30 protein-coding genes and 2 pseudogenes are annotated in these 23,729 nt (G+C 62.5%); 22 read left to right on the forward strand and 10 right to left on the reverse strand.

What is annotated here, in order from left to right:
- Positions 1–168 precede the first annotated feature (168 nt).
- The 3 genes from NKI52_RS23435 to NKI52_RS23445 are packed head-to-tail and all read right to left on the reverse strand — an operon-like array spanning position 169 to position 922.
- On the reverse strand, positions 169–351 hold the full coding sequence (locus NKI52_RS23435) for a DUF3606 domain-containing protein (protein ID WP_023675702.1): 183 nt from the start codon (positions 349–351) through the stop codon (positions 169–171).
- 11 nt (positions 352–362) lie between these two features.
- Entirely contained in the window at positions 363–671 is a 309-nt protein-coding gene (locus NKI52_RS23440; protein WP_023675703.1) for a hypothetical protein, read from the reverse strand.
- Complete coding sequence (locus tag NKI52_RS23445; RefSeq protein ID WP_023675704.1) at positions 668–922, reverse strand: hypothetical protein; 255 nt, start codon at positions 920–922, stop codon at positions 668–670. Before NKI52_RS23445 ends, NKI52_RS23440 begins: the two co-directional genes overlap by 4 nt.
- 481 nt (positions 923–1,403) lie before the next feature.
- Here NKI52_RS23445 and NKI52_RS23450 point away from each other — a divergent pair, with 481 nt between their 5' ends.
- The 4 genes from NKI52_RS23450 to NKI52_RS23465 all read left to right on the forward strand — a co-directional run bounded on the left by NKI52_RS23450 (position 1,404) and on the right by NKI52_RS23465 (position 4,158).
- Complete coding sequence (locus NKI52_RS23450) at positions 1,404–1,730, forward strand: PadR family transcriptional regulator (RefSeq protein WP_352699819.1); 327 nt, start codon at positions 1,404–1,406, stop codon at positions 1,728–1,730.
- Positions 1,727–2,293: a DUF1700 domain-containing protein gene (locus tag NKI52_RS23455; protein ID WP_352699821.1), complete on the forward strand. Its 567-nt coding sequence runs from the start codon at positions 1,727–1,729 to the stop codon at positions 2,291–2,293. Before NKI52_RS23450 ends, NKI52_RS23455 begins: the two co-directional genes overlap by 4 nt.
- A gap of 46 nt (positions 2,294–2,339) precedes the next feature.
- Entirely contained in the window at positions 2,340–3,047 is a 708-nt protein-coding gene (locus NKI52_RS23460; RefSeq protein WP_352699823.1) for a GIN domain-containing protein, read from the forward strand.
- A gap of 151 nt (positions 3,048–3,198) precedes the next feature.
- Positions 3,199–4,158 (forward strand): prohibitin family protein, encoded by a 960-nt coding sequence (locus NKI52_RS23465; protein WP_352571346.1) that lies wholly within the window; start codon positions 3,199–3,201, stop codon positions 4,156–4,158.
- A gap of 52 nt (positions 4,159–4,210) precedes the next feature.
- Here NKI52_RS23465 and NKI52_RS23470 read toward each other — a convergent pair whose 3' ends face one another.
- Complete coding sequence (locus NKI52_RS23470) at positions 4,211–4,777, reverse strand: RBBP9/YdeN family alpha/beta hydrolase (RefSeq protein ID WP_352638128.1); 567 nt, start codon at positions 4,775–4,777, stop codon at positions 4,211–4,213.
- Positions 4,778–4,888: 111 nt separating this feature from the next.
- On the opposite strand from NKI52_RS23470, the gene NKI52_RS23475 reads away from it, so the two are divergent.
- A complete protein-coding gene (locus tag NKI52_RS23475; RefSeq protein WP_352453704.1) occupies positions 4,889–5,362 on the forward strand; it encodes an Lrp/AsnC family transcriptional regulator in 474 nt (157 codons plus the stop codon).
- A 5-nt stretch (positions 5,363–5,367) separates the two neighbouring features.
- On the opposite strand, the gene NKI52_RS23480 is transcribed toward NKI52_RS23475, so the two are convergent.
- Positions 5,368–5,844, reverse strand: a complete 477-nt coding sequence (locus tag NKI52_RS23480) for an Lrp/AsnC family transcriptional regulator (protein WP_245274655.1) — start codon at positions 5,842–5,844, stop codon at positions 5,368–5,370.
- A gap of 154 nt (positions 5,845–5,998) precedes the next feature.
- On the opposite strand from NKI52_RS23480, the gene NKI52_RS23485 reads away from it, so the two are divergent.
- From NKI52_RS23485 to NKI52_RS23495, 3 genes are all read left to right on the forward strand, one after another.
- Positions 5,999–6,751, forward strand: coding sequence for a tryptophan 2,3-dioxygenase family protein (locus NKI52_RS23485; RefSeq protein WP_352472085.1), 753 nt, complete (start codon positions 5,999–6,001; stop codon positions 6,749–6,751).
- A 270-nt stretch (positions 6,752–7,021) separates the two neighbouring features.
- Positions 7,022–7,453 (forward strand): DoxX family protein, encoded by a 432-nt coding sequence (locus NKI52_RS23490; RefSeq protein ID WP_352699825.1) that lies wholly within the window; start codon positions 7,022–7,024, stop codon positions 7,451–7,453.
- 299 nt (positions 7,454–7,752) lie between these two features.
- Positions 7,753–8,106, forward strand: coding sequence for a hypothetical protein (locus NKI52_RS23495; RefSeq protein WP_352638345.1), 354 nt, complete (start codon positions 7,753–7,755; stop codon positions 8,104–8,106).
- Between the two features lie 71 nt (positions 8,107–8,177).
- Here NKI52_RS23495 and NKI52_RS23500 read toward each other — a convergent pair whose 3' ends face one another.
- Together NKI52_RS23500 and NKI52_RS23505 are read right to left on the reverse strand one after the other, a co-directional pair.
- Entirely contained in the window at positions 8,178–8,483 is a 306-nt protein-coding gene (locus NKI52_RS23500; RefSeq protein WP_023675713.1) for a hypothetical protein, read from the reverse strand.
- Between the two features lie 711 nt (positions 8,484–9,194).
- A complete protein-coding gene (locus tag NKI52_RS23505) occupies positions 9,195–10,013 on the reverse strand; it encodes a class I SAM-dependent methyltransferase (RefSeq protein ID WP_352699827.1) in 819 nt (272 codons plus the stop codon).
- A gap of 371 nt (positions 10,014–10,384) precedes the next feature.
- Between NKI52_RS23505 and NKI52_RS23510 the strand changes: the two genes are divergently transcribed.
- The 12 genes and pseudogenes from NKI52_RS23510 (at position 10,385) to NKI52_RS23565 (ending at position 20,568) form a co-directional block, all read left to right on the forward strand.
- A complete protein-coding gene (locus NKI52_RS23510; RefSeq protein WP_352699829.1) occupies positions 10,385–10,792 on the forward strand; it encodes a hypothetical protein in 408 nt (135 codons plus the stop codon).
- A gap of 3 nt (positions 10,793–10,795) precedes the next feature.
- Positions 10,796–11,194 carry a hypothetical protein gene (locus NKI52_RS23515; RefSeq protein WP_245274656.1) on the forward strand — a complete coding sequence of 133 codons (399 nt, stop codon included), beginning with the start codon at positions 10,796–10,798 and terminating at the stop codon, positions 11,192–11,194.
- A pseudogene (locus NKI52_RS23520) lies at positions 11,172–11,786 on the forward strand (terminase large subunit domain-containing protein); the annotation flags it as partial. The gene NKI52_RS23515 and the pseudogene NKI52_RS23520, both read left to right, overlap by 23 nt.
- 683 nt (positions 11,787–12,469) lie before the next feature.
- Positions 12,470–13,015: a hypothetical protein gene (locus NKI52_RS23525; RefSeq protein ID WP_352458173.1), complete on the forward strand. Its 546-nt coding sequence runs from the start codon at positions 12,470–12,472 to the stop codon at positions 13,013–13,015.
- Positions 13,016–13,127: 112 nt separating this feature from the next.
- A pseudogene (locus NKI52_RS23530) lies at positions 13,128–13,889 on the forward strand (phage terminase large subunit family protein); the annotation flags it as partial.
- Between the two features lie 82 nt (positions 13,890–13,971).
- The gene (locus NKI52_RS23535; RefSeq protein ID WP_352699832.1) at positions 13,972–15,063 is read left to right on the forward strand and encodes a methyltransferase; all 1,092 of its coding nucleotides are present in this window, start codon (positions 13,972–13,974) and stop codon (positions 15,061–15,063) included.
- A 36-nt stretch (positions 15,064–15,099) separates the two neighbouring features.
- A complete protein-coding gene (locus tag NKI52_RS23540; RefSeq protein ID WP_031211505.1) occupies positions 15,100–15,351 on the forward strand; it encodes a hypothetical protein in 252 nt (83 codons plus the stop codon).
- 70 nt (positions 15,352–15,421) lie between these two features.
- The gene (locus NKI52_RS23545; RefSeq protein ID WP_023675723.1) at positions 15,422–15,625 is read left to right on the forward strand and encodes a hypothetical protein; all 204 of its coding nucleotides are present in this window, start codon (positions 15,422–15,424) and stop codon (positions 15,623–15,625) included.
- A gap of 460 nt (positions 15,626–16,085) precedes the next feature.
- Positions 16,086–16,679, forward strand: coding sequence for a hypothetical protein (locus tag NKI52_RS23550; RefSeq protein ID WP_352699834.1), 594 nt, complete (start codon positions 16,086–16,088; stop codon positions 16,677–16,679).
- Positions 16,680–17,167: 488 nt separating this feature from the next.
- Complete coding sequence (locus tag NKI52_RS23555; protein WP_352699836.1) at positions 17,168–18,331, forward strand: acyltransferase family protein; 1,164 nt, start codon at positions 17,168–17,170, stop codon at positions 18,329–18,331.
- A 183-nt stretch (positions 18,332–18,514) separates the two neighbouring features.
- Positions 18,515–20,248 carry a portal protein gene (locus NKI52_RS23560; RefSeq protein ID WP_352699838.1) on the forward strand — a complete coding sequence of 578 codons (1,734 nt, stop codon included), beginning with the start codon at positions 18,515–18,517 and terminating at the stop codon, positions 20,246–20,248.
- On the forward strand, positions 20,245–20,568 hold the full coding sequence (locus NKI52_RS23565; RefSeq protein WP_352699840.1) for a Bbp19 family protein: 324 nt from the start codon (positions 20,245–20,247) through the stop codon (positions 20,566–20,568). The genes NKI52_RS23560 and NKI52_RS23565 overlap by 4 nt, the downstream gene beginning before the upstream one ends.
- Before the next feature lie 222 nt (positions 20,569–20,790).
- Here the strand turns inward: NKI52_RS23565 and NKI52_RS23570 are convergent, their stop codons facing one another.
- The 3 genes from NKI52_RS23570 to NKI52_RS23580 all read right to left on the reverse strand — a co-directional run bounded on the left by NKI52_RS23570 (position 20,791) and on the right by NKI52_RS23580 (position 21,899).
- On the reverse strand, positions 20,791–21,111 hold the full coding sequence (locus tag NKI52_RS23570) for a YMGG-like glycine zipper-containing protein (RefSeq protein ID WP_352472074.1): 321 nt from the start codon (positions 21,109–21,111) through the stop codon (positions 20,791–20,793).
- Between the two features lie 193 nt (positions 21,112–21,304).
- A complete protein-coding gene (locus tag NKI52_RS23575) occupies positions 21,305–21,706 on the reverse strand; it encodes a type II toxin-antitoxin system HicB family antitoxin (protein WP_352541138.1) in 402 nt (133 codons plus the stop codon).
- Between the two features lie 4 nt (positions 21,707–21,710).
- A complete protein-coding gene (locus NKI52_RS23580) occupies positions 21,711–21,899 on the reverse strand; it encodes a type II toxin-antitoxin system HicA family toxin (protein ID WP_352699843.1) in 189 nt (62 codons plus the stop codon).
- A gap of 110 nt (positions 21,900–22,009) precedes the next feature.
- Between NKI52_RS23580 and NKI52_RS23585 the strand changes: the two genes are divergently transcribed.
- Positions 22,010–22,582, forward strand: coding sequence for a hypothetical protein (locus tag NKI52_RS23585; RefSeq protein ID WP_352699845.1), 573 nt, complete (start codon positions 22,010–22,012; stop codon positions 22,580–22,582).
- A gap of 217 nt (positions 22,583–22,799) precedes the next feature.
- Complete coding sequence (locus tag NKI52_RS23590) at positions 22,800–23,708, forward strand: hypothetical protein (protein ID WP_352699847.1); 909 nt, start codon at positions 22,800–22,802, stop codon at positions 23,706–23,708.
- Positions 23,709–23,729: the final 21 nt, after the last annotated feature.

Genomic DNA, 23,729 nt, shown 5'->3' on the forward strand with positions numbered 1-23,729 from the left:
GAGGTAAATGAGTTGTTGCGCCGCGCGAGTATTCCGCGGCTGTCAAAACCAGGCGTTGAATCCCACAGGGGCGAACCCGACAGGTCACGGCTGACGGTGCCGATACTCTCGACAAGGCGGCAGGGCAGCGACGCTTCCGGCATGAAGGCGGCCGCCGCCAGAATTGGATCAGGCGTTGCGGCTCGCCATATGCGCGTCGAGCTTCCTCCTCGAGGGGCCGTAACGCTTGATGATGGTCGCGGCCTCGCTTTGCGGTATGCCGTATTTGCGGGCAAAGGCAGCGACCTCGTAAGGCTCTTCGCCTGAGACCAGTTTGCGATCCTGCTTGGTCTTGGATTTGTCGTCGGCCATGGCGTCCTCCATCACATCTGGTCGTTATAGGGCTCCTTGGTCCGGCCGACCATCCTGGCCAGTTCGGCAAAGGACGGTACGCCGGTTTCACCCTGGGCATTGTTGGCCGCCTGCAGCAGCCTGAGCGGAAAGCAGACGGCGTCGCGGTTGGATGGCGACATGTCTTCATAGAGACGCTCGTCGCTGGTCATCGCCGCCTCGGCGCGGCGCAACGCCATGTCGACCTCGTCGACCGACAGCAGGCCCTTGTGGACCAGCGCGTTGTTGACGGCCGCGATCGCCATCATCAATCCTTCGAGCTGGAGATTGGCGACGTTCATCGTCTTGCGTCCTTGCCGGGCTTCTTGGCGGTAGCCTTGCCGTCTGGCCGGATCGCTGTGCGCGGCGGGTTCTGGCCCTCCGAATGCCGGGTCTTGTCGTCGAAATCGTCAGCCGGCCTGGTCAATCCCATGCCGCCGGGAGGCGGCTTGTTGCCGGCCGCATCCTGCGAGAATTCGTCGGCCGCGTCGGGGCTCGTCTTTGCCGGATATTTCCTCGCGCCGGTCTCGTAGCGGTTCTGGTCGTCGGCCATGTCCTGTGCTCCGGTTGCAATGAGCAGATAACTTTCAGGCGCCGCCAGCGGTTCCGTGGTGAAATCGACCTTGCCGGCGCCGAAGGCTTCGCAATCTGTCGGGTTTTAGTGCATTCTTGTGCATGCCAACAATGCTTCGCCCCGACGCGCCGGCACAATGCTGCTCCTACTGCGGCGGGCGCGACCACAATTACGAGGATTGCCCGAAGCGCAAAAGCGATGCCGAACGGCAGAAGGAGACGCCAGGCAACGCGTCCCAGCCCGCTGCGGCGGCTGCAGGGGAAATCCGCTAGGGCGGTTCCGGAAACCAGGGCGGTTCCAGGAAAGTGTCGGCGGTCTTCCGTCCGGAACTGCGCCAAACAGACAAGCGGCTTCAAAGCCGATCTCCATTGTCCGCCTAGCCTGACGGCGAGCTGCCAACAACTACCTTGCATAAACAGGTAGCGTGTTATATACACCCCTTGAATTTTGGACGTTGCGCATGACCGAATCGATCCAGGTGCAGTTGCGAAAAGGCGCTCTCGAGCTGTGCGTCCTGGCCGTGCTGTCGCGGGGCGAAAGCTATGGCTACGAGATCGCCAGCACGCTGGTCGCCGCTGTGAACATGGGAGAAGGCACGATTTATCCGCTGATGCGGCGGATGCAGAATGACGGCCTCGTCGCCACCCGCATCGTCGAGTCGAGCAGCGGGCCGCCGCGCAAATATTACCGGCTCACGCCGCTCGGCCGGCACGCTTTCGAAGCCCATCGCCGCGACTGGCGCTCGCTCGCGGGCGCGGTCGACAAACTTCTTGAGGATTTGCCATGACCAGGGATGCCTTCCTGCGTAAATTGAGACTGGAGCTCGCCGGCCTGCCGCCTCAGGAGATCGAGGATATCATTGGCGACTACGCCGCCCATTTCGCCGATGCCTCGGGCCGCAGCGAAGCGGACGTCGCCGCGGCCCTGGGTGACCCGGCCAGGCTTGCCCGCGAACTCCGCGCCGAAGCTGGGCTGCGCCGTTTTGAAACGCATTGGAGCGTATCGAACATGTTGGCGGCGACGTTCGCGCTTGCCGGCCTTGCCTTCGTCGACGTCGTCTTCCTGCTGCCGCTGCTCATCACCGCGGTCGTGCTTGCGCTCGGCCTTGGCATCACGCTTGTCGCCATCGGTGCGCTGGGCATCAAGATCATTCTCACCACGCTGCTGTTCGAGCCCGGCGCCACGCTCACGGCGACGCTTGGCCGCGTCTTCATCGGCGCCGGACTGGTGTGCGGTTTCCTCGGCGGCGGCGCCCTGCTGTTGCTGGGCTCGAGCGCGGGCATACAGGTCTTCGGGCGCTATGCACGGATGCATTCCCGTCTGACCCAGCCGGACCGCAACCAGGCTTGAGCGGTGCCAAGCTCGCAATTTGTCATCACGTTGAAGGAAACGGACCATGACTGGAAAACTGGCATTCGTCGCGGCGGCCGGACTGGCCGGCGCCGCGCTCTTCCTGGCCGTGGGCATCGGGCTAGCCGGGCCGGACTGGATCAACGCCGGGGGTTCATGGATTGGCGGACAATCAACCTGCGGAGCAACCACATCGACTAGAAAAGAGGTTACGCTGCCGTTCCGCAACGACGGCAGTTTCGCGATCGCTTTGCCAGCATCAGTCCGTTATCAGCCGGGTGACAAGGCTGAGGCCGTCGTCAGCGGCAAGTCGACCCTGATCGACCATGTGCGGATGGAAGGCAGCAGACTCACTTTGGATTGCGAACCGGGCTGGTTCGCATCCCGGCTCGATGTCAGGGTGTCGGGGCCGGCAATTTCAGACTGGAAAGTGGTCGGCAGCGGCGACCTTGCCCTGTCGCAGATCAATCAGCCCGGGTTGCGGCTGAACATCCGCGGCAGCGGCAGCGTTACCGCAACCGGAACCGCCCAGACGGTCGATCTGGAGATCCGCGGTTCGGGCACCGGCCGGCTCAGGAATCTTATCGCCCAATCCGCTCGGATCGAGATTCGCGGCAGTGGCGACGCAGAGATTACCGCACAGGCGGATGCGGATGTCACGATTTCCGGCAGCGGTGACGTCGACGTCTACGGGCACCCGACCATGCGGCGTTCGGAGGTCCGAGGCAGCGGCAGCATTACACAGGTGCCGTAAAGCAATTCCGGCGTAGGGAATTGCCCTGGACCGCCTGAACCACCCCGCCGGTCCGGCCGGCTGGCGCGAAGGTCCTTCCATATCCAGAGGATTGCAATGCCGCCACTATTGTGGGCAAAAGCAGCACGGGCAATCAGGTTGGGGTGGGGTGATGACCGAAACGCAAGGCAATTCAAGCCGTCCGCAGGGCAAGCCGGGGATGGCATCGGGGTCGATCGGTTCCGGCCTGATCGCACTCGTCATCGTGGCGCTCGGCGTCTTTGCGCTCCTGGGGTCCTGGTACACGATCGACCAGGGCGACCGCGGCGTGCTCTTGACCAACGGGGCGCTGAGTTCGGTCGTCGATCCCGGACTGCATTTCAAGCTGCCGTGGCTGCAGCGCGTCGAGAAGATCAGCTTGCGCCAGCAGGTGCTCAAATGGGGCTGCGAAAACCAGAACGATTGCAGCGGCCTGCCGGCCATGCAGGCCTATTCGCGCGACCAGCAGCCGGCCGACATGCGCGTTACCGTCAACTTCCACGTGCCGGCCGCCGAAGTCAGCAACGTCTACACCAATTATGGATCGATCGAGGCACTGGCCGACCGTGTCATTGCCAGGAAAGCACCGCAGGAGATCAAGACGGTGTTCGGCCAGTACGACGCGGTGTCGGTTATCCAGAACCGGGCGAAGTTCAACAAGGACGTCGCCGACGCCATCGCGGCGGTAACCGACGGCCCGGTGATGATAGACAGCGTGCAGGTCGAGAACATCGACTTCTCCGACGCCTACGAGCAGGCGGTCGAAGCCAGGATGACGGCGCAGGTCGAGGTGCAGAAGCAGGAACAGAACCTGCAGCAGGAAAAGATCAAGGCCGATATCGCCGTCACCCAGGCCAAGGGCCGCGCCGACAGCGTCAAGGCCGAAGCCGAGGCCAGCGCCTACAAGACCAGGGTCGAAGGCGATGCGACCGCGGGCGCCATCAAGGCTCGCGCCGCCGCAATCGCCAACAATCCGCTGCTGGTCGAACTGACCAAGGCGGAGAGATGGAACGGCGAATTGCCGAAGTCGATGATCCCGGGCTCGACCGTACCGTTCCTCGAACTCAGCACGCCTGCCGCAGCATCGAACTGAGGCGCGGCGCAAACCAGATCAGGGCGGCGGCGCGATAGCCGTCCTGGTGCGGTTACGGCTGAAGCACGGCGCCTCGGGCGATTGCCTGCGTTTGACTTAGAAAAGCTGTCAGCAGCTCCATTCCCGCCGGCCAGTCGCCGAGCCCGCTGTCGCCATTGATGTGGCCAAGCGGTCCGGCGATATGGAGATCGCTGCCCCATCGCTCGGATTTCGCCCTGGCATAGTCCAGCGAGCCGTAGGGATCGTTGGTGCTGGCGACAATCAGCGACGGAAAGCGAAGCCGTTGTTGCGGTGCGTCGGCGAAGGCCCGGGCAGAGGAGGGGAAGGCCGGCGACGCAGGGTCCGGAACCGCGACCAGCAACGCGCCGCCGATAGAGCGGGGGGAGATCCGCTGCCAGTGTACGACGAGCAGACAGCCGAGGCTATGGGCGACGAGCACCGGCGGTGTCCTTGCCTGGCATACAGCGGTTTCCAGCGCAGCCACCCAGTCGTCGAGGTCCGGCGCGTCCCAACTCGCCGGGTTGAACCGCCGCATCGCCGGGTTTGCCTGCTGCCAACGTGTCTGCCAGTGGGCTTTGCCCGATCCGCCGATGCCCGGCACAATGATGAAGTCGGTCATGCGAAGCCCTTCTTTCCTGATGCAGCGCGTGCAATTCTAGGTCTTCTCCCAGGTGGCGGAATGAGAGATCATCGGAAAGCAGCGACGAAATCCGATGGATTAAAGGCGATCATGCGGAACGGCGATTATCGGCCAAGGCTCGACCCCACCGATCTGGCGATCATTGAGATCATGCAGGAGGATGGCCGCATCGGCATCTCCGAGCTTGGCCGCCGCGTCGGACTGTCCCAGCCCGCCACCTCGGAACGGGTGAAGCGGCTGGAGGAGCGTGGCGTCATCACCGGTTACAAGGCGGTGATCAATTCGGCAGCGCTCGGGCTCGGCACCATGGCGGTCATCCGCCTGCGCACCACGCATGAGCATATCCAGGCCTGCCTGAAGAAGTTCGCCCAATTGCCGGAGGTGGTCGAGGTGCTGCGGGTGACCGGCGAGGATTGTTTTCTGGTCAAGGTCGTGGTCCCGTCACCGCCCGATCTTGAAAGCATCGTCGACAGCATCGGCCACTACGGCACGGTGACGACAAATGTGGTTCTGCGCGCCGAGCAACCGAAGCGGCTGGGACGCGAATTGATGACCAGGGCCTGACCGGTCTATCGCTTGGTCTGCGTATGCCCGACGGCATTGGCGAACGAGATGCCGCCCTTGATCTCGCGCATCGCCATCGAGGTGATCGTGCGCCGCACGCCGGGCAGCCGGCTGAGCTCCTCGCGCAGCATCCTGTCGAGCGCCATCATGTCGACGGTGACGATCTGCAGGAGATAGTCGGCCTCGCCAGTCGTGGCGTGGCAGCGGCGGATCAGCGGATGCTTTTTGACCGCCGCCTCGAAGGCGTCCGATAGCTCGAAATCGATCGACACCTGGATGAAGGCTTCGATGCCGAAGCCGAGCTTGGCCGGGTCGATCCGGGTCGAGTAGCCGCGGATGACGCCGGCGTCCTCAAGCGCCTTGACCCGCTTCCAGCACGGCGTCTTGCTCAAGCCGACCTCATCGGCGAGCGCGGCAAAGGAGATGCGGGCCTCGCGTTCGAGCGCCGCGACGATCTTCCGGTCGACCGCATCCAGCATCATTCGTTCTTCCAATCTGCTTCAGTGACAATTTTCGTCCTTCGTTTCCCGCCAATCGAATAACAGAAAGGGACAATGTTCGGCAAGAAAGCGATTAGACTCGGGCTGGGATCCAACAAACGCCTGCGGCCCAACGGCCGCGGCAAGGAGCATGGCCATGGACAAGCAGGATTACTACGCCCGCATCGAAACGCCTGAGATGCGCGACTATGGCGTCTACCTCAAATGCGACAGGCTGCTTGCCTGCCAGAAGCCGCTGGCCGAGATGGTGAATGCCGACGAGCTGCAGTTCCAGATCGTTCATCAGGTCGAGGAGCTGTGGATGAAGCTCATCGCCTATACGCTGGTCGATGTCGTCGATTTCCTGGAAAAGCAGGACACGCATCGCATCGTCACGCTGATGGGGCGCGTGCATCGGCTGATGCGGCTGATGACGGCGCAGCTCGACCTGCTCGAAACCATGTCGCCCAAGGAGTACCAGCAGATCCGGCTGCAGCTCGGCAATGGCAGCGGCCAGGAATCGCCGGGTTTCAAGCAGCTGCTGCGCCTGCCGCCCGATCTGTGGCGGGCCTTCAAGGCGTCGTACCTCGACGACCGCGGCCTTTCGGTCGAGGATGTCTACGATACCGGCTACGATCACGGCGACAGCTATGTCGTTGCCGAAGCGCTGATCGAGTTCGACGAGCTGTTCCAGAAATTCCGCGCCAACCACCTCTATCTCATCCACCGCACGATCGGCCTCGGCGCGAAATCGCTGAAGGGCCGGCCGGTCGAATTGCTGGAAGCCGGCGCCCGCCACCGCTTCTTCCCGGAACTCTGGGACATACGCTGGGCGATGACCGACCGCTGGGGCAGCCAGTATGGAACGGTACGGGAGCCGATCAGCAAGCCGGGGGTCAAGGTGGGGTAGTACAACCTTCCTTCTCCCCTTGTGGGAGAAGGTGGATCGGCGCGCAGCGCCGAGACGGATGAGGGGTGTTGGACGGAGTGCCGCCGGCGCCAAGCTGGAGCACCCCTCATCCGTCGCCTTCGGCGACACCTTCTCCCACAAGGGGAGAAGGGAAGGCGCCACTTTGGTGTCGCCGGCTTGTATCCCTCAGGTTTTTCGGGGGATGATGTCGGGCTTGCGGCTGGTGGTGCGTCCTTGGGGCACAACCATCGTAACTCTTGGGAGGACATCATGACCTTGGAAACCGCTCAATCAACCGTTCAGTCGCCGTGGCAGACCGCGGCAATCCTTATCGCCCGCCTGATCTTCGCCGCCGTCTTCCTGATGGCCGTGATCTTCAAATTCGTCGATATCGGCGCCACCGCTGGCTATATCGCGGCGGCTGGGTTTCCATTCCCGCTGTTCCTGGCCTGGTGCGCAGCCCTGCTCGAGGTCGTCCTCGTTCTATGCTTCCTGACTGGCGCCTTCTTCTCATGGGCAGCACTCGTCGCGGGCGCCTATGTGCTGTTCCTCGGCATTGCCTTCCACGGGCCGTCGCACTGGGCCGGCAACCAGGCGGAGTTCGGCTTCTTCGTCGATCACTTCACCTTCCTGGCCGGGCTGCTGTTCGCCGCCGTGCACGGGCCGGGCCGCGTCCTGGCGCTGAGGCTAGGCAGGGGATGATCCCCAACCTCGGATCCGGCGTTCTCGTAAAGGCGCTCAGAAGGGTGGCTGCGACAATGGCGGTCGGGTCTATGACCGCAACCATGGCCAGATCGGCAGCACGATCCGCACCAGCATCGTCGTGACGATCGAGAGCGGCCGGATACCGTCATTCAGGCCATTCGCAGGTCGCGCGCAATAAAAGCGACAGCTAAAGTACGAGCGTTCGAGGTTTATGCTTTTTGTAGATGCGCCTGCATTCCCTCTGTACTTCCAACTTTCGGCGGGCTAAGCAAGACACGGGTCTTGAGGGGGAATTCATGAACATCGCTACGCGTTTTGCTGCCGCCATGATCGGCGCGTCACTGCTTGCCGGCTGCACTACGTTGACCGAAGGCGAATTCAACACGATGCATACCACGCTTGAAGGCAGCCCTGTCACCAAGCGCGTGGCGATCAACGAATGCATTGCACGCGAGAGGTCCACGCCGCTCAACGAAAGAAAGACTTACGCAGCAATCATGAATGTCAGTGTCGCAAAATACGATAGCGCCTTTTGTAACCGGCTCTTTAATGCCGTTGCTAATGGCAGGCTAACTTACGCGGACTACCGCAGGCTTTCCTCGCCGGGGGCCGACAGCAGCAAGTTGATCAAGATCCTGCAGGGCCGCTAGCAGGCGCCGCCAGCAGTCTTGCCACCCCGCCGCGGCAAGCCGTTGTGGCGGCGTCAGTTATGATCGCCGCATCACATCTGGTCGTTGTAAGGTTCCTTGATCTGACCGACCATGCGTGCCAGTTTCGAGAAGGACGGCATGTCCGTCTCCGGCTGACATTGATTGGCCAACTCCAGCAACCGGATCGGGAAGTTGACGGCGTCGCGGCTCGACGCCGACATGCCTTCGGACCTTTCCTCGTTGGTCTCGCTGGCTTCGGCCTTGCGCAAGGCGATGTCTATCTCCTCGACGGAGAGCACGCCCTTGCGGACCAGGACCTGATTGATCGATGCGATGGCCATCAGCAGGCCTTCGAGTTGCAGATTGGCGACGTTCATGGCTTTTGCTCCCATTGGCTGGGGTTCAAACGCGCGAATGCCTGTTCTGATCCGCGGCTGCGGCTGCTCGTCGGCCGGTGAGATGCCTCGGCAAATGGAGGAAGCGCCAATTGCCGACGCTGCGTTCGCGCCCACAAAGTGGCTGGCGGGCAACGCGAGGCGCCGAAGAGAATTCGGTTTTTTTGTCGCAACGCCACATTTTGTTCTTGCTTTGTGCCGGCAGCTATGCTACTAATTTGGGTATGGTCCTAATTGGCTCCAACGACCCGCCCACAGAGGCGGGTTTTTGTTTTCAGGCTTCTTTTCGATCGAACGTTGCTTGTGTTGCCGGCTTTAAGTCGGCGGGACAGCGCCCGGGACAGTACCCCCTCTGGCCTGCCGGCCATCTCCCCCTCAAGTGGGGAGATTGGCGGTTTCGGCGCTGCGCTCTTCCTGCAACGTTGGAGATTGGCGAAAGCCGGCGCGAAAGCCGATCTCCCCCCAAGTGGGGGAGATGTCCGGCAGGACAGAGAGGAGCGCGAAGGAATGCAGCCTAGCGGTCTTCTTGGAAGGTCAATCGGGAGGCGGACAAGGCGAGGCGCTGAAAGGAAATCGCATTTTTTGGTCGCCGCGCCACATTTTGTTCTTGCTTTGTGCCGGCAGCTATGCTACTAATTTGGGTATGGTGCCAATTGGCTCCAACGACCCGCCCGCCGAGGCGGGTTTTTTGTTTCAGGCCGGTTTGGAGACGATCACGGCGAGCGAGGCGAGTTTTCCGTCACTCAGGCTTCGGATGTAGTTGCGGCGGCGCTGCAGGAATTCCGCGCCCATGACGACTTCATTTGCCTGCTGCTGCGCCGGCGAGGGCACGATGCCGGAATTGGCCCTCTTCAGCGCCAGCTCAACATGTTCGCCGGTTTCGTCGACGATTTCGTCGATGCGAAATCCGGCATCGACAAACAGGGTTTTCAATTTTTCCCGATCGGCGAGGTGGCTGGTCGCCGCAGAAACCGCCCAGGGCATGGGATAGTAGGGCTCGCCGCCGGCGAGCACGGCTTCGGTCCAGATCAGCCTGCCTCGCGGTTTCAGCACGCGCCAGGCCTCGTCGATGACCGCGGCCTTGTTCTCGATGTTCATGCCGACATAGAAGCAGATCGCCGCATCGAAGGTGCTGTCGCCAAAAGGCAGTTTCGTCGCGTCGGCCTGATGGAAGCGAACCTTGTCTGCCAGTCCGCTGAGTGCGGTCAGTCGGCTCGACGCGGCGACAAAGGCTGGTGTCAGGTCGATGCCGTCGACCTGGCAGCCATAGGTCGAGGCCAGAAACCTTGCCGGCCCGCCAATGCCGCTGCCGATATCCAGGATCCGATCTGTCGGCGAAGGAGCAAGACGGGCCGCATGCTCCCGCGTGGCGATCAGTTCGCGGCCATGGAGCTGATCGAATGGATAGAGTTGCGCGGCCGCGAGTTTTCCGGCCGGGTCGGCGTCCGGGATCGCGGCCAATATGCGATCGACGATGCCGTCGCTGCCGTAGTGACTGGTGACATTGCCCATGACGCGTTCCCCTCAAGCGCAACCACCATCCCATCAACGCAAGTCTCACGCAATGCCCGCCCTTTTCGCCCTCCTTCCAGCCGTTCACCGACGAGGGTGCGAGGTCGTCAGTGCATTTTCTTCCACCGCGCCACATTTTGTTCTTGCTTTGTGCCGGCAGCTATGCTACTAATCTGGGTATGGTGCCAATTGGCTCCAACGACCCGCCCGCCGAGGCGGGTTTTTCATTTCGGGCTCCTGTTCGACCGAATGTTGCGTGTGCTGCCGAGGTATGTCGGCGCAAATGAACGCGACCGACTATCCCGGTCCGCAACCACCTATCGTCCATAGATTTCCCAACGCGCCCGTGCGCCCACTTCAGAGAACACCCCATGTCCAACCGTTATGCCACCATCATCACCGACGATGACGGCCGCGAGGTCGTCAGCGCCATTGGCGAGTTCGCCGGCACCGCACCCTATGCACGCCATGGCCGCTTCGAGCAGGTGGCCGCCGGCGTGCGGATCGGCATGGTGCGCGGCGGTACCGTCGATGCGGTCGGCGGCTTTGGCTTCCCGTCGGGAGCACTCGACGGCAAGGCGGTGGCAATTCTCAGGGCAAGGCTGAATGCCTTGCCTGACGCCGGTGCGATGAAGCCCGGCACGACGACTGATGCGAAACCGGCAAGCCAGCCGCGGAAGCCGAAGTCGGCACGCGCCGGCAAGAAGGCCAGGCCGCGCAAGCGCATCGTGCGGCCAGTCAACAAGAAGCCGGCGGTCTCCGCTGGGACGGCGGAGTAGGGCATGGCCGAAGCTCCTTCCACCGGCGATCCGCAGCCGCACGATCAAGCACCCGGCAGCCGAACCAAGCGGGCGAAGAAGACGCTGGCCGACGGCTTTCTCGAAGCGATCCGCGCCGATTTTCGCGCCCATGGCGCCGGCGTTATCGCCGAGGTGCGCGCCGAAAAGCCCGACCAGTACCTGAAGCTCGTGCTGTCGGTGCTGCCCAAGGATATTAGTGTCAACATCAACAATCTGGATGCATTGAGCGATGACGAAATCAGGCAGCGCATCCGCGGCCTCGAAGCCGTCCTTAGGCCGTTCCTCGAGAAGCCGGGCTTCGCAAAAGGCCTCGCACAGCCGGGCGGCAAGGACGGAATATCTCAGCCTGCTGGCGGAGCTGGACCGCAGGCGCCGCACTAACCAGCTTGCCGCCTATCGGCCCTATCCCAGGCAGGCCGAGTTCCATGCAGCCGGCGCGACCAATCGCGAGCGCCTGTTCATGGCCGGCAACCAGCTCGGCAAGACCAGGGCCGGCGGCGCCGAATGGGCGATGCACCTCACCGGCCGCTATCCAGATTGGTGGCAAGGCAAGGTTTTCGATTGTCCGGTTCGGATGTGGGCGGCCGGCGTCACCGGCGAAAGCACGCGCGATAACCCGCAGCGCATCCTGATCGGCCCGCCGCAGCAGCAGGCGGCCGGCACCGGCATGATCCCGGCCGACGCCATCGTCAGCACGATGGCGGGACGGGCGCCGGGCGCGCTCGACAGCGTCGTGGTGCGCTGGGGCGGCGGCGGCGACGTCCAGGCCGGTGAATCGGTGCTGTCGTTCAAGAGCTACGAGAAGGGTCGCGAGAAATGGCAGGGCGAAACGCTGCACGGCGTCTGGTTCGACGAGGAGCCGCCGCTCGACATCTATTCCGAAGGGCTGACCCGCACCAACGCCACCGGCGGCATCACCATCGTCACCTTCACGCCGCTGCTCGGCATGTCGGACGTGGTGTTGTTGTTCTTGTCGGCTGAGCAGGTCGAGTTCATTGGTGAAGGGGAAGCAATCGGCTGAATAAGCCAGCCCGGCGCAATCATTATCCCAACTGACTGTGGCGCACGGAATAAGTGTGGAGCACTTCTCTTGCAGCAAAATTGTAGTTATTTGGACAGAGGATGAGAGCCGTAACGGAGGGGTGGGCAGTGGGAAATCACTATCGGTCGCTAGTCGTGATCGGTGCAATAATGCTTTCAGGATGCGTAGTGACTGAGAGCCGGTTCAACACAATCAACGCTGGAATACAAAGAAGTCCAGCTTTCAAAAAGGATTTTATGACTCAGTGTGCGGTGGGATTAGGGGCAAAGCCACTAGCTTACCGCAAACAATGGGCAAGAATAATAAACACAAGTGTTGAAGCGTTGCCAGAGGTGTACTGCAAACGCTGGACTGATGCGGCGATGAGCGGGCGAATGACGTATGCGGATTACAAAAATGGATTGTCGCGACCTACCTACGAAAGTAAGTTGATCAAGATACTTCAGGGCCATTAGCCGGCCCGCCTGTGTTCGTGGCGCGCCGTCCCGGTTTTGCTCCAGCAAGGTATCTCGCATGAGCCGCGACGTCCCCTTCATGACCAGCGCGGTTGCCAAGCCATGATCCGGAACTAGACTGGCTACATTGGGCGGGAGATCACAACTATGAATAGACGAATGGTGTTGATCGGCGGCCTTTCGTCAATTGTCGTATCACCAGAAGGCAACGTCGGCATGTCAGCGACCTTTCCTCCCGTTCCGAAATGGCGGCCATCGTTTTCGCAGCCCATCGATCGCATCGAGGAGCGCTTTGGCTACTACTTCAACCAGGAGCGTGACTTTGCCATCCTTGAAAACGGCACCTGTGTGCTGACGGAGGCTGGTCTTTCCGATGGCGCTGCATCCTTGGCAGCCATCCAGACGCTTGCCGAGATCTACAACTACCACCCGGACATGAAACCATCTGATATGGACGATGGCAATTTGTTGGTCAGTTACAATCATCCTGCCTTCAACGTCGTGCTGACCGATATTGCCAAGGCGCATTGGCCAGAGATCGAGGCTCGCCACCAGGACGGACTGACGACCGACGAGGTGTTGTTCACGCCGCTCGGGCAGAACGTATTCGATGATTTTGGCAAAAAGGCGCTGCTAGGCCGGTGCTACATGTTCATGGATGCACAGGCGCCGAAAGTCGTGCGCATCAAACGTCGGGCGATCTGATCCCGACTTTTCGACCGGCTCCGTGGCAGGTGTTCCGAGCGATGCAAACGGAGCTGCGAGGCGGGGCGTTGGAGCGCGCACCCGCCACCACGATTCAATGCCGCGAGGGTGAAAAACAATGACCCGTCACGTCACCTTCATGACCATCGACGATGCCGAGCACTATACGCCGCAGCAGCGCGCCGAGATCATTGCCGCCTATCCGGCGCATGAGCGCGAGGCGCGGGCCAAGGGCATTCCGGTGCTGGGCTCCGGCCGCATCTTTCCGGTGGCCGAGGAGCTGATCGCCTGCGAGCCATTCCCGCTGCCGCGCTATTGGCCGCGGCTCGGCGCCCTCGATTTCGGCTGGGACCATCCCTCGGCCGCGGTCGAGCTCGCCTGGGATACGGAGGCCGATGTCGTCTATGTCACCAAAGCCTGCCGCGCCTCGCAGCAAACTCCGGCAATGCAGGCGCTGACGTTGAAACCATGGGGCGAATGGCTGCCATGGGCATGGCCGCGCGACGGCCGCCGCGAGACGCTGGAAGGTGCCGGCACCGCCCTTGCGAAGCAATATTCGGCAAATGGGCTGAACATGCTCGCCAGCCATGCGCAGTTCGCCGATGGTTCGGTTTCGGTGGAGGCCGGGCTGATGGAGATGCTCGACCGCATGCAATCAGGCCGGTTCAAGGTGTTCTCGACGCTTTTGCCGTGGTTCGAGGAGTTCCGGCTCTATCACCGCCGGGATGGCCAGGTGGTGAAGCTGCGCGACGATTTGATGGCGGCGACCCGCTACGGCGTGATGATGCTGAGGGAAGCGGTGGTCGACCCGGCTCTGTTCAAGGCCGCGCGGCGGAAGGCGGGGCAGAGCGATCCGCTGGGGGCGTTTCGGTGAGGAAAATCGGGGAGGGAGGCAATGCGCTCCGGCTCCGATTGGAAAACTGTAGTGAACGTCCGTGGACGTGGTGTAGCATCGAATGATCCCGCTCAAGGGACGCATCGGCGTGGCCTCACGGGGGCATTCGCCGATAGGGGAGGATCAGATGAAAAACGGAATTTCTCCAGACCACATACTGCAAATTGGCTTTGGGTTCTGGCCAGCCAAGACATTGTTGAGCGCCGTGGAACTGGGACTCTTCTCGCTGCTTGCGGACGGCCCCAAAACGGGCCTCGAACTGCAAGGCGCGATGGGGCTGCATCCGCGCGCAACGTATGATTTTCTCGACACCCTCGTCGCGCTCGGATTGCTGCAGAGGGACGGCGCCGGTGAAACCGGCAAATACGGCAATACGCCATCGACCGCGCTGTTCCTGGTCAAGCGGAGCCCCCAATACATCGGTGGAATCCTTGAGATGGCGAACGCACGACTGTATCGGTTCTGGGGCGATCTCACACCGGCATTGCAAACCGGAAAGCCTCAAAACGAGATCAAGGAGACAGGCAAGTCGATGTTCGGCGAGCTCTATGCGGACCCGGCGCGCCTGGAGCAGTTCATGGACGCGATGAGCGGCATCTCCATGGGCAATTTCACGGCGTTTGCCGAGAAATTCGACTTTTCCAAATATAAGACGCTGGCCGATATAGGCGGCGCAACCGGGCAGCTTTCGGCCATCGTCGCGGCGCGGCATCCGCACATGCAATGCCGGACGTGCGATCTCGCCGATGTGCAGCCGATCGCCGAACGGCGCTTGAGGGAGCGCAATCTCGGCGGCCGGGTCATCGCCGAGACGATGGACTTCTTCGCGGACGAATTCCCCAAGGCGGACATCATCACGATGGGAATGATCCTTCACGACTGGAATCTCGAGAACAAGAAAATGCTGATCGCCAAGGCCTATCGTGCATTGCCGACCGGCGGCGCGCTGGTCGCCATCGAGAACATCATCGACGATGAACGCAGGCAAAACGGCTTCGGTCTCATGATGTCGCTGAACATGCTGATCGAATTTGGCGAGGCGTTTGACTTCACCGGCGCCCAGTTCACCGAGTGGTGCAAAGTGGCAGGGTTTAGTCGCTGCGAGATTATTCCATTGGCGGGACCTGCAAGCGCAGCAGTGGCTTACAAATAGAGGCTTGGCACCCGCGCGCAGTTCGCCGGCGGCTCGGTGGCGGTCGGGCCGATGCTCGGCCGCATGCAATCAGGCCGCTTCAAGGTGGTTTCGACGCTCTTGCCCTGGTTCGAGGAGTTCCGTCTCTATCATCGCAGGGACGGCCAGGTGGTGAAGCTGCGCGACGATTTGATGGCAGCGACACGCTACGGCGTGATGATGCTGAGGGAAGCGCAGGTCGACCCCGCGGTGTTCAAGGCCGCGCGGCGGAAGGCCGGGCAGAGCGATCCGCTGGGGGCGTTTCGGTGACGATGCTTGCGTTTATGCACGCCCGGCGGCAAAACGACGATGTAGCGGCAACATCATGTTAGGGGGCAATATGGAATCGGAAAACTCGCTGCTCGGGATATTCATCTCCTGGATGCCGATGCTGATTTATCTCGCAGCAAGCCTTTGGGTAACGATCTGGCTCACCTTCAAGCTGATCCGCGTTCAACAGGCGATGGTGCAGGCGCAGGAAGGCATTCTCGCCAAGCTGACCGAGATCGACAGCCGGATGTCCGCGAAGATACGCCAGGACTGAGATTCGCGGCGGACGCATAGGACGAAGCGCCGAAAAGCTTAGCCGGGCTCCTTAGCCCATTCGCCGCCGCTGCCATGATAGGTCTCTGCGGAGAGCAAGAAAACCTGTGCGCAGGTCGTGCACCGAAAGCGGTAACGAAGCAGATCGTCCCATGGTCCATCCGGGTTGAGATCCGAAAACGGGATGACACTCGACATAGGACCACCCGGTACTTCCTGCAGAATACCGTCGCGTATGGCCTCTTTGGCCATCGTGATCGCCGCCGCGAGACGACCGGTGCTAAAGATCGTACGGGTCTCCTTGATCGGCGCACAGTTACGACAAGTCATGCGCTTGTCCCATAGGTACATCCACAAGTCACAGGCCAAGGAAATCCAGACGGCAAAGAGAGTCAATCTAGCTTGGCGGCCTCGTTTCCCTAGGGCTCTCCGCTTCGCAGCGTGCCGGAAAATGACCCAACATGACCGTCCGCATCATCCCTGCCACTTTGCGCGATCTCTCCTACATCGCCGCCAACCTCCGGCCCGAAGACCGGGCCGAGATCGATTGCCAGTTCGATGACTGGTCGCCGGCGCTGCTGGCGTTGACGGCGCTGCAGGGGTTTGCCTATGTCGCCGAGCTCGACGGCAATCCGGAGGCCGGCTTCGGCGCTGCCGAACAGCGCGGCGGCTTATGGATCGCCTGGAGCTGGGGCACGCGCCGCATGAGGCGCTGCGTGCCTGGGATTACGGAATTCTTTCATGCCGTGCTCGGGCCTGAAGTTGCCGCGCGCGGCGCGTGGCGGGTCGAGGCGCGAGCGCTGGCCGCCAATCAACTGGCGCTGCGCTGGCTTGCCCGGCTGGGTGCAACGCAACGCTGCCGCCTGCCGGGCTATGGCCGGAACGGCGAGGATTTTCTGCTCTACGACTGGACAAGAGCCTCTCACTTTGGAGAAAACCATGTGCCTCTTCCAAAAACCGCCGGCGCTGAAGCCGTTGCCGCCGACGCCGACCATTGCCGACAAGGACGTGCAGGCGCGCGAAGCCGCTTTGCGGGCCCAGCTTGCGGCCAATGACGGCACCGCCGGAACCGTGAAGACCGATTTGTCGCCCAGTGAGCTCACCGGCCAGCGCCGCGTGCTGCTGGGGGTGTGACATGGGCGCCATGAGAAGAGTGTTCCGCAACCGGGTGCTGGCGTGGTGGTACTGGCGGCGGCATGCGCGGTTGGTGAAGAAGAGAGGCGGGATGAGGGCTCTTCCTTCTCCCCTTGTGGGAGAAGGTGGATCGGTGCGGCAGCGCCGAGCCGGATGAGGGGTGCTGGAAGGAATGAGGCGAAAAAACCTTTAGCGATTTGAAGAGCTTACCTCTGCAAAATAGCGATCGGTCCAACACCCCTCATCCGACCGAGCTTCGCTCGGCCACCTTCTCCCACAAGGGGAGAAGGTCAAGGCAGCTTCCGCCTTTTCCGTAACAGCACAGCGCAAATCGTGTTCCTTCCGCACGGTTGACATTCCTCCCTCAGCCGCCATGCTGCATTGCAACATGGCAATCGAGGAGTTCGGCATGACAGAAGCCCGGTCATCGCGCATCGAGTGCCTGGACGGGCTTCGGGCGCTTGCCGCGATCTGGGTGCTCATCGGGCACTGCTTGTTGTTGACCGGCTGGCAGATTCCTGTTCTTGGCGAACCGGATCTCGGCGTCGATCTGTTCATCATGCTGTCCGGCTTCCTGATGGTGTTCCACTACCAGCTGCGACAGGACAAGGAGCCCTGGCAAAGGCCGGAAACCTGGCTGAAATTCTGGACCCGCCGCTATTTCAGGATAGCGCCGCTGTTCTACATCATGCTGTTCGTTGCCCTGGCGCTTGGCCCCTATCTCTACGGGTCGAGAATGGTCATCGACGAGTTCCTGCTGCGGTCGCCGCAGGCGCCCGAGCGTTATCTCGACAGCGGCCTGAAGAATATCGGCGCCCATCTGCTGTTCCTGTTCGGCCTGGTGCCGAATTTCGCCTATCGCACGCCGCTGCCGGACTGGAGCCTGGGCTTGGAGATGCAGTTCTACGCACTGTTTCCGGCCATCATGCTGCTGGTCCGCAGGCTTGACTGGCTATGGGCGGCCATGCTGGTCGCGGCGACCGGCAGCGCGATGGTGTTCTTGATGGGGCAGTTGTCGGTGCATTTTCCGATGCCGTCGTTCCTGCCGCTGAAGATGCAGATTTTCCTGTGCGGGATGCTGCTGGCGGGCGTCGTCCATCAAAGGCAGAAGCGGCCCTTCGTGCATCTGGCATTGGCCATGCTGCTGGCGGCGCTGCCGTTCGGCGGCGGCTATGGGCTGAGCAAGCTGTTGATGCGCGAAGCGCTCGTCCTGGGGTTCTTTGCCTTGGTTCTCTACCGCATGCTGCCGGGAATGGCGGGTATCGTGGCCAGAAACATCGCCATGATGCTCGCCAACAGGTTCTTTCATTTGATGGGTGAGCTTTCCTTCAGCATCTATCTGATCCATCTGCTGGTTCTCCAGCCGGTTGCGGCTCTGGTCATCACCCAGTTCGGCCACGAGCTGTCGGCGCCGCTGCGCTTCGCGATCGTCACTGTCGTCGTCTTGCCAGTGGTGTGCCTGCTGTCCTGGATCACCTACATGCTGATCGAAGTACCCGGCCAGAAGATGGGCCGTTTCGTGGTGCAGCGCTTTGGGCGGAGCCCGGCGCTGGAGACGACGCCGGCGGAATAAGGCGCTTCCAATCTCCCCCTTGAGGGGGAGATGTCGCCGAAGGCGACAGAGGGGGTCGCCGATCCACGCGAGACGACCCCCTCTGTCCTACCGGACATCTCCCCCTCGAGGGGGGAGATCGGCAGCCTCGGCGTCCCGCCATTTCTTTCTTTTCCCCATTGAGTTCATCAAGCGAGGCTGACCATGAGCGATTCCCGTGCCCGCGATATCCTGGCGCGACAGGCTGAACTGGAGAGCGAGCGCAGCCAGTATGAGCATGTCTGGGAGGCGGTGTCCGAATTCTGCGATCCCGACGCGCCCGATATGTGGAGTGGCCGCCGCCAGGCCGGCGTCGATTCGCAGGCTGAGCGGCAGGAGCGGCGCGGTGCGCGCGTCTACGCCAACACCATCAACTCGGCCGCCAACCGGCTGGCCGCGGGGCTGGAAAGCCTGATCATTCCGCAGTCGGAGAAATGGCATGGGTTGTCGACTGCAGCCATCAACGACGAGGAGACCGACGAGGAAAAGGAATGGGCGGAAGCGCTGCGCGACTTCCTGTTCTCGCTGCGCTATTCCGCCAATTCCAATTTCGTGCCGGCAACGCAGGCTTGCCTGCGCAATGTCGTGCGCTACGGCCCGGCCTATCTCTATGCCGAGGAAGGTTTTGGCGGCACGCTGATCCGCTATGCCTCGATCCCTGTGGTCGAAGGCTATCTCTCACGCAACCGCTGGGGCCAGGTCGACATCTTCCACCGCCGCTACGAGCGCACGGCGCGGCAGGCGGCGCAATTGCTCGGCTACGACAGACTGCCGGCGCGGATCAAGATTCTGGTCGACGACCCCGTCAAATGCGAGACGAAAATCTCGCTGATCCAGTGCGTCCAGCCGCGCGACGAGCGCAAGATGTACAGTCTGAGCGGCTCCTACCAGTATCTCGATACGGCGTTCGCTTCCTATCACGTGATCGAGGACGAGGAGGCGATCGTCAGGGAAAGCGGGTTTCGCTCGTTCCCGGTGTCGTGCTTCAACTGGCGCCGCTACGAAGGCGATCCGTACGGCATCTCGCCGACCATCGAGGCACTGACGACGGTGCGCGAAGAGAACGCGGTGCGGCGCTCCGGCCTTCGCGCGCTGCAGCAGATCACCGATCCGGCGACCGCCTCCAAGGCCAGGCTCGACTATGTGCCGGTGCTCAATCCCGGCGAGAACTATCCCGGCCTCATCGACGATGCCGGCCGGCCGCTGATCGCGCCGATCGCCACCGGCCAGAACCCGACCTATGCGTTCAATTATGCCGACAGCCGGGCCGAGGAGATCCGCGACATGATGTTCGTCAACCTGTTCCAGACGCTGGTGCAGAACCCGCAGATGACGGCGACCGAAGCCTTGATCCGGCAGGAGGAGAAGGGCGCGCTGCTCGGGCCGTCCGGTTCGATCATCCAGGCCGGCTTTGCCAGCAATCTCGACCGCGAGCTGGGTATTCTGGAAGACAAGGGACTTTACGAGGAAGACAGCCGCTTCCTGCCACCCGCGAGCCTCGCCGGCAAGGCGCTGCGGCCGACCTTCACCGGTCCGCTCGACGTGCTGCGCCGCTCGGCCGAGGCGCGCGACACCATCCAGGTGGTCACCACAGCCATGCAGATGGCGCAGTTCGACCCCGGCGTGATGGACAATATCGACGGCGACGAGGCGCTGAAGATCGTGCAGGGCGCCGGCCGCAGCCCGCAGCGCATTTTTCGCCGCCAGGACGAGGTGGCCGGCATCCGCGATGCCAGAGCCAAGGCTCAAGCTGAACAGGCCGGCATGGCGGCGATGGCTGCCGCCGGCAAGGTCGCCAGGGATGCCGTGCCGGCGGCAGTGCAGGCGCGCGACGGCGGCCTGCTCGACGGGCTGATGCCGCAGGCTGTGCAAGATGCTTCGGGCGGGCAGGGCGCATGAGCGGCAAACGCTTCGCCCATTCCAGCCAGGCCGGCGGCCCGGCCAAGGCGCGGGATGCGCTGGCCAAGGCCTATCTCAGGGTGTTCTCGGGCCAGGACGGCGAGATCGTGCTGGCCGACCTGGCGGCCGCAACCGGCTATTACCGCCGCCCGTCCTATGGCGAGTGGTTGGCCAAGACCAAGACGCCGAACGGCTTCGAGCTGCACAGCGCGCTCAGCAATGCGCGGGCCGAAGTGGTGCAGCATATTATGGGGTTCCTGACACTGGACGAGGCGCAGTTGGCTGCGCTGGAGAAGGCGGCGAGGGCGGAGGGGAGGTAGGATAAGGTCCGAAAGGCGCGAGGCGCCCCCCTCTGGCCTGCCGGCCATCTCCCCCTCCAGGGGGGAGATCAGCAGCTTCGCCCTAGCCGCCAATCCTGCAACGTTGGTGATTGGCGGAAGCAGACAAGATACCCAATCTCCCCCCTTGAGGGGGAGATGGCCGGCAGGCCAGAGGGGGGTGCTGTCCCGCCGGCCTTGTCGTGATTTGCAGCCCGCGCCGGCTCAATAATCGCCGTTATAATACCGGTCGTCGCAGGGGGCGGTGTAGATGCGGCCGCTGGTGCGGTCCTGATAGCGGCAAAGCTGTTCGCCGGGCGGCGGCTGCGGCGTGGTGGCGTTGCCGACGACGGCGCCCAGCAGGGCGCCGGCTCCGGCACCGATGACCGTGCTCTTGGTGTTGCCGCCGATCGCCTGGCCGGCGAGCGCGCCGGCGCCGGCGCCGAGCAGCGCGCCGGTGCTGGTTCTCTGCTGTGCTTCGGTCTGCGCACAGCCTGCCAATGCGGCGGTCACGAGCATGGCGGCAATGGCTCTGGACATGGTCATCGTCTGGTACTCCCTTGAAACCTATGAACTAATACACGGGGCGATTTTGCCAAGTGCGGTCGCATTTGCGGCGGAACATAGGCACCGTGCCTCACGAAATAAGACATGGTTGTTTTGTCTGACGGCCTGATCCGCAAAGAAAGTAACCGAACAAGACCCAAAGAGCTTCATCTCCAGTCGACCTTCGAGAGCCCTACGCTGCCTCGATCTGCATTACCTTCTTCGCCGCAGCGGCCAGAAATCCGGATCGGCTGTAGCCGTGGCGCTCCGCATATCGGTCAATCTGATCGAGGACATCTTCCGGAATGGTGACGTTGACACGCACGACCTTCGCAGCTTCAGCTTTCAAGGGAACCAGGATGGCGACACCGCTCAGATTGTCCTTGTCCGACATCACTTCCTCCAGGGATGACGGCTCGGGAATGGCCTCGCCATCCTCGACCAGCCCCTCGACATGAAAGGCCAGTGCTTCCCCGGCCATGGCACGGGCATCATCCAGGTTGACGCCGGCTGTCACCAGGCCCGGAAAATCGGGAAAGGAGACGCCGAAGTCGCTGTCCGCTTGCTTGTGGATCAATCCGATATAGTTCCGCATTTCTCTACCTCAGCTTCACGCCGGATTGTTTTTCAATACTCTTGAGAGTGCCGATCGGGATGTCGCGCTTGGGATGCGGAACTGTCACCCGGCCCGGCCTGGATTTGTGCTTGAACTGGGCGTGACTTCCTTTTCGAGCCACTTCGTACCAGCCATCCGCCAACAGCCTGTGGATGACATCGGCGCTCTTCATGTTGTGTATAGATACACATAACTGATCCAAATGTCCATGCGCTTTTGCCGCTGTTGCGTGCGGCGGCCCAGCCGACCCCGTTTTCAATTCCGCAAGAATGGAGATACCAAATGACCCGAGGTCTTGCCCGGACGCTTTCGCGTGCCGCCGCCAGAGAAGCCGGCCTTGCCCCACCCAGGGCAGGGCTGATAGCCAGGACGACCGGACAGGGCGGCGCCTACCGCACCGCCTTTTCGTTCAATGCCATGCCGGTGCCGGTCACCGATGCGCAGGGCTTTGCCAGCCAGAAGCTCTTCGACTTTCTCGATGGCAAGGTGCGGATCAAGGGCGGCACGGCAAGACTGCAGTTCGCCGTGCTGACGCCGCGCGCCTCGACCATCAACGACAATGCCGCGCTGACCTGGTCGCTCGGCTCGGCGGCAGCGTCGAGCGCTGTGCTTGCCGGCACCATGGTGAACGTGCTGGCCGCGACCGGACGTACGCTGGATGGCGCGGGTGCCGCGCCGTCGAGCGCGTCGATTGCCGATGTTGCCGCAGCCTTGACGCTCGACGGCACCGTGACGCCGGTCGACCTCTATCTCAACCTGGCGTTTGCGACCGGCACCGATATCGACGCCGACGGCACGCTGGCGGTGTCGGGCACCATCACGCTGCTCTGGGAGAACTGGGGCGATAATGCGTAGGCGCTAATCTCCCCCCTTGAGGGGGAGATGTTGCCGAAGGCGACAGAGGGGGTCGGTTCGACCGGGCGCGACGCCCGGCGACAGATGAGGTCGGCGCTCCACGCGCGGCTACCCCCTCTGGCCTGCCGGCCATCTCCCCTCGAGGGGGGAGATACCAAGCTTCGCCGCCAGTGCTCTCATCACCGGCCTTTAATTCTGTAACAAAAGGAATCTTCTCATGACAGATCTGGCAGACGCCGGGTCCGTGGTGGCGGCGCCACCGGCGGGCAACCTTGCACGGCCACCGGCCAACGGGGACAACGGGTCCGCCCCGCCTACGGCCACAAGCTGGTTTGACGGTCTTTCCGAAGGCAACCGCAAGCTCGCTGAAACCAAGGGCTGGACCAAGCCTGAAAGCCTCGATCGAGTCTTCGCCTCCTATGCGGAGCTGGAGCGGCAGCAGGGCGAGAGCCTGCGCGTTCCGGCAGCCGATGCAGCCGCGGAAGACTGGGACAGGTTCCATGCCCGGCTGCCCGAGGCGATGCGTCCGCTGACCTCACCCGAGAAGGTCGAGTACCGGCGCCCCGACGGGCTCCCCGAAAACTTCGCCTATTCGGACGAGCTCGCCAATGCGTCCAAGGCCTGGGCGGTCGAGGCAGGTGCTACCCCGAAGGTCGCACAGGCCTATCACGACCGCTTCGTCGGCTACATGGCCGAGCAGGCCAAGGCACAGCAGATCGCCCTTGCCCGTTCAGTCGACACGACGCATGACGATCTCGTCAGGGATTGGGGGCCGACCGGCAGCGATGGCTTTCGCCAGAAGCTCGAGGTCGCCAACCGGGCGATGAAAAAGCTCGGACTGGTCAATGCCTACAAGGCGAAGGGCATCCTTCTGCCGGACGGTGCCTTGACCGACCCGCAGATCGCCAAGGCGTTCCACGCCATCGGCGAGGCGATGTTCCGCGAAGACACGATCGACGGCAATGCTGCCTTGAGCGGAGGCAATCCCTTCAAGCGCAATGCCGCCGGCGAGCGCAACCTGACTGGCATCTCAGCCCTGGTCAAAAGCGACCCCGCCCGCGCCCGGCGGCTGGCACGCGAGGCCGGCGAAAATCCCGACCTGTGGATGCCCAACAATCCTCTTTAACCCAAACCTGAAGGAAGACAA

Source organism: Mesorhizobium sp. M0590, from assembly GCF_040320905.1.
In the GTDB taxonomy this organism is placed as follows: domain Bacteria; phylum Pseudomonadota; class Alphaproteobacteria; order Rhizobiales; family Rhizobiaceae; genus Mesorhizobium.

Coding starts and splice junctions, on each gene's coding strand:
- NKI52_RS23535 (WP_352699832.1), top strand. CDS start 13,972: ATGATCCCGCTCAAGGGACGCATCGGCGTGGCCTCACGGGGGCATTCG.
- NKI52_RS23490 (WP_352699825.1), top strand. CDS start 7,022: ATGACCTTGGAAACCGCTCAATCAACCGTTCAGTCGCCGTGGCAGACC.
- NKI52_RS23510 (WP_352699829.1), top strand. CDS start 10,385: ATGTCCAACCGTTATGCCACCATCATCACCGACGATGACGGCCGCGAG.
- NKI52_RS23460 (WP_352699823.1), top strand. CDS start 2,340: ATGACTGGAAAACTGGCATTCGTCGCGGCGGCCGGACTGGCCGGCGCC.
- NKI52_RS23590 (WP_352699847.1), top strand. CDS start 22,800: ATGACAGATCTGGCAGACGCCGGGTCCGTGGTGGCGGCGCCACCGGCG.
- NKI52_RS23515 (WP_245274656.1), top strand. CDS start 10,796: ATGGCCGAAGCTCCTTCCACCGGCGATCCGCAGCCGCACGATCAAGCA.
- NKI52_RS23455 (WP_352699821.1), top strand. CDS start 1,727: ATGACCAGGGATGCCTTCCTGCGTAAATTGAGACTGGAGCTCGCCGGC.
- NKI52_RS23435 (WP_023675702.1), bottom strand. CDS start 351: ATGGCCGACGACAAATCCAAGACCAAGCAGGATCGCAAACTGGTCTCA.
- NKI52_RS23525 (WP_352458173.1), top strand. CDS start 12,470: ATGGTGTTGATCGGCGGCCTTTCGTCAATTGTCGTATCACCAGAAGGC.
- NKI52_RS23485 (WP_352472085.1), top strand. CDS start 5,999: ATGGACAAGCAGGATTACTACGCCCGCATCGAAACGCCTGAGATGCGC.
- NKI52_RS23465 (WP_352571346.1), top strand. CDS start 3,199: ATGACCGAAACGCAAGGCAATTCAAGCCGTCCGCAGGGCAAGCCGGGG.
- NKI52_RS23450 (WP_352699819.1), top strand. CDS start 1,404: ATGACCGAATCGATCCAGGTGCAGTTGCGAAAAGGCGCTCTCGAGCTG.
- NKI52_RS23585 (WP_352699845.1), top strand. CDS start 22,010: ATGACCCGAGGTCTTGCCCGGACGCTTTCGCGTGCCGCCGCCAGAGAA.
- NKI52_RS23570 (WP_352472074.1), bottom strand. CDS start 21,111: ATGACCATGTCCAGAGCCATTGCCGCCATGCTCGTGACCGCCGCATTG.
- NKI52_RS23560 (WP_352699838.1), top strand. CDS start 18,515: ATGAGCGATTCCCGTGCCCGCGATATCCTGGCGCGACAGGCTGAACTG.
- NKI52_RS23550 (WP_352699834.1), top strand. CDS start 16,086: ATGACCGTCCGCATCATCCCTGCCACTTTGCGCGATCTCTCCTACATC.
- NKI52_RS23500 (WP_023675713.1), bottom strand. CDS start 8,483: ATGAACGTCGCCAATCTGCAACTCGAAGGCCTGCTGATGGCCATCGCA.
- NKI52_RS23505 (WP_352699827.1), bottom strand. CDS start 10,013: ATGGGCAATGTCACCAGTCACTACGGCAGCGACGGCATCGTCGATCGC.
- NKI52_RS23480 (WP_245274655.1), bottom strand. CDS start 5,844: ATGATGCTGGATGCGGTCGACCGGAAGATCGTCGCGGCGCTCGAACGC.
- NKI52_RS23565 (WP_352699840.1), top strand. CDS start 20,245: ATGAGCGGCAAACGCTTCGCCCATTCCAGCCAGGCCGGCGGCCCGGCC.
- NKI52_RS23555 (WP_352699836.1), top strand. CDS start 17,168: ATGACAGAAGCCCGGTCATCGCGCATCGAGTGCCTGGACGGGCTTCGG.
- NKI52_RS23580 (WP_352699843.1), bottom strand. CDS start 21,899: ATGAAGAGCGCCGATGTCATCCACAGGCTGTTGGCGGATGGCTGGTAC.
- NKI52_RS23475 (WP_352453704.1), top strand. CDS start 4,889: ATGCGGAACGGCGATTATCGGCCAAGGCTCGACCCCACCGATCTGGCG.
- NKI52_RS23575 (WP_352541138.1), bottom strand. CDS start 21,706: ATGCGGAACTATATCGGATTGATCCACAAGCAAGCGGACAGCGACTTC.
- NKI52_RS23470 (WP_352638128.1), bottom strand. CDS start 4,777: ATGACCGACTTCATCATTGTGCCGGGCATCGGCGGATCGGGCAAAGCC.
- NKI52_RS23495 (WP_352638345.1), top strand. CDS start 7,753: ATGAACATCGCTACGCGTTTTGCTGCCGCCATGATCGGCGCGTCACTG.
- NKI52_RS23445 (WP_023675704.1), bottom strand. CDS start 922: ATGGCCGACGACCAGAACCGCTACGAGACCGGCGCGAGGAAATATCCG.
- NKI52_RS23440 (WP_023675703.1), bottom strand. CDS start 671: ATGAACGTCGCCAATCTCCAGCTCGAAGGATTGATGATGGCGATCGCG.
- NKI52_RS23545 (WP_023675723.1), top strand. CDS start 15,422: ATGGAATCGGAAAACTCGCTGCTCGGGATATTCATCTCCTGGATGCCG.